Annotated in this window: 2 protein-coding genes; both read left to right on the top strand. The window is 33.4% G+C overall.

The window, feature by feature from the left end; all coding sequences use genetic code 11:
* Window positions 1-334: 334 nt before the first annotated feature.
* Window positions 335-646, top strand: a complete 312-nt coding sequence (locus tag BV214_RS12875) for a hypothetical protein (protein ID WP_086477925.1) — start codon at window positions 335-337, stop codon at window positions 644-646.
* Window positions 647-919: 273 nt separating this feature from the next.
* Window positions 920-2,611, top strand: coding sequence for an ATP-dependent nuclease (locus tag BV214_RS12870; protein ID WP_086477924.1), 1,692 nt, complete (start codon window positions 920-922; stop codon window positions 2,609-2,611).
* Window positions 2,612-2,772: the final 161 nt, after the last annotated feature.

Genomic DNA, 2,772 nt, shown 5'->3' with positions numbered 1-2,772 from the left:
ATACCCTGATGAAAGGAAAGCAGCACGTGCTCTCGGAGGTGAACTTGATGATGACCTGTTACAACCTTAGGAGACTGATGTCCATACTTGGCCCAAAGGAGCTCAAAAACAGGCTAAAAGAGCTTCGTCCTATGATATCAGCCATCTTGCGTCCAATTCTGGACCTTGTAAGCCAACTTCTTACAATACCAAGGCTTCAGACTCCAGAATTACGGAACGACAAAACTTCCTTTAATCGACTTAAACTAAGTTAGAAGTTGTTATTTTTAAGAAAAAATGGAGTTGCTGCGCAAACTCACGTTAGGTGCCATTTGCGGGCATAACAAAATTAATTATGGAATCAATTACCCAAATAATTTTATCATTTCTTGGCTTAGTAGGTATAGGCGGAATTATAACTTCATGGTTAAATAAGCGCAAGGAAATTGAATTTCAAAAATTGGAACAGAAACAAAAGCGATATAGGTCAATGTTGCTTTATATGGATGCGTATTTTGAACCTGATAATATCAAATATTTAGCAAGCAGACAACCGGATATACACTCTTCAAAAGATATTGTTGAATACTTGAAAATGGAATATCATGAAATGTTGCTGTATGCTTCAAGGAATGTGATTTTTTCGAGTAGGAAATTTATCAATTAGCCGAATAGGGAAAACTTTTTATCGGTGATACTAGAAATGAGAAAGGATCTCTGGATTCAAAAGTCTGATCTTAAAATAAAAGATATTCTCTTATCAAAAGACAAAAAGGAATGAATGAAAAACGTCACCTAACAATGTGTATAGTTCATTGTTTCTTTGTGATTAACCCCAACTTTCCATAATCTTTGTATATTTCGTTAGCGGAATAGTCCTAACGGACGATTCCACAACGAAACCATACACAAACCGTTACCACACATTTGAAATAACCATATGAGAATAACCAAACTTATTGCAAAAAACTATAGAAGTTTAGAAGACGTTGAAATTGAATTTAATCCATATTACAATGCTCTCTCTGGAAAAAACAACTCTGGAAAATCGAATATCATTAAAGCAATAAATTCGTTTTTGACTCACAATTACAGGTTTTTTTCAAATTATCCAGTCGGACCAATTGACTACAACACAGATTATCCTTATTGGAAAAAGACAAAAGAACAGATTGATGTCGAAATTCATTTAGAATTAGACAGAGAGAATGATGCTGGCTTAAATAAATTCATTCGTGAACTAATTTTTAAGGAGGAAGAAACAACTGATTCTGAAAAAGAAACTTTGATTTTAAAAGGTAAAGTTCAACCTGACTCAAAAAACACAGAAATAGAGGTGTTTTATGGAGACCATCAAATCTCTGATGAATATAAAAGAGACGAACTGATGAATAGAATACGTGGTTCGGAAAGTGTGTTATTTCATAATTCAACAGAAAATGACGAACCATTTTTTCTTGCACAAAGGAGAAGAGATTCACTTTCTTCATATTTGAGTGCTGACGATTTGGAGCAAATCACGAAAAAGAAATCAACTTTAGAGCGTGCTGTGAAGAAATCACTAAAAAAACACCAAACTGAATTTGGAAGTCTTTTAGGTCGATTAACGGAAAAGTATGATGTTTCTTTAGGTATTCCAAGCTTTAATATTGATAGAGAAAGCATTCAAATATCATTGAAGGAAAAAGGAATTGAAGTTTCTTTGGAAGATTGGGGTTCAGGTACAAAAAACAGAACCTTGATACTTCTTAACTTAATGAATGCCAAAAGAATTCAGCAATCAACAAATCTCAATAAAAGACTTACACCAATTGTAATAATTGAGGAGCCTGAAAGCTTTTTGCACCCGTCAGCTCAAGCCGAGTTTGGAAGAATATTACAAGATATTGCTCAAGAATTTAAAATTCAAATAATTACAGCAACACATAGTCCATATTTGTTAAGTCATAAAGAACCTAAAGCGAATTTATTACTTGAAAGAGATTTAAGTAGTTTGCATAAAGGTTCAAAAGTAATCGATACAGAGGGCGAAAATTGGCACGAACCTTTTGCTTTATCTTTAGGAATTTCTGGAGATGACTTTGGACCGTTGAAATCTACAATTTTTAGCGGGACAAGTGATATCATTATGGTTGAGGGAGAATCGGACAAAAAATATTTTGAATTATTAAAACTAGAAAAACATCAAAACGACCGATTAAATTTTCAAGGAGAAATTTTTGCATATGGTGGTGCTGGTAATATCAAAAACAACATTTTGCTTCGGTTCGTAAAAGAAAGATTTAAAAGATTTGTTGTTACCGTAGATAGAGATAAATCCAGTGATACCAAAAGAACATTTGAATCATTAGGTTTAAAAGAAGGCAAAGAATTTATTGTAATAGGTAAAAATGAAACTGGAAAGAAATGCATAGAAGGTTTAGTTCCTGCTGATATACTTGGTCAAGTATATGCGGAAAATGTTGAGTTAGTTCAACAATCACAGGAAAATTCGAATGAGGGAAAAGATGCTCGGTCAAGGATTAAAGCAAAGATTTTAGAAAAATTTGAGGCAGAGAACGAAAAGGACAACCTTGCAATATTCAAAGATTTTTATCCGATAGTAAAGAAATTGAACAAAATATTTAAATAAAAACGTGTGGTAACAATGGCTATAAACAATTGCTATTACAGGCTTATCCTGAAAATTCCTGCGGGATTTTCAGTTTGTCGTGTACTTGCAAAATTCCGTACTAATCCACGCAACTGTTCATAGTGTGCCGAGAAGTAGTGAACGGTAAAAATATTCACTAC

The sequence above is a fragment of the Arenibacter amylolyticus genome, from assembly GCF_002150785.1.
In the GTDB taxonomy this organism is placed as follows: Bacteria; Bacteroidota; Bacteroidia; order Flavobacteriales; family Flavobacteriaceae; genus Arenibacter; species Arenibacter amylolyticus.
The sequence above is the reverse complement of the archived record's forward strand: the minus strand, read 5'-3'. Positions and strand labels throughout refer to the sequence as shown.

Coding starts and splice junctions, on each gene's coding strand:
- BV214_RS12875 (WP_086477925.1), top strand. CDS start 335: ATGGAATCAATTACCCAAATAATTTTATCATTTCTTGGCTTAGTAGGT.
- BV214_RS12870 (WP_086477924.1), top strand. CDS start 920: ATGAGAATAACCAAACTTATTGCAAAAAACTATAGAAGTTTAGAAGAC.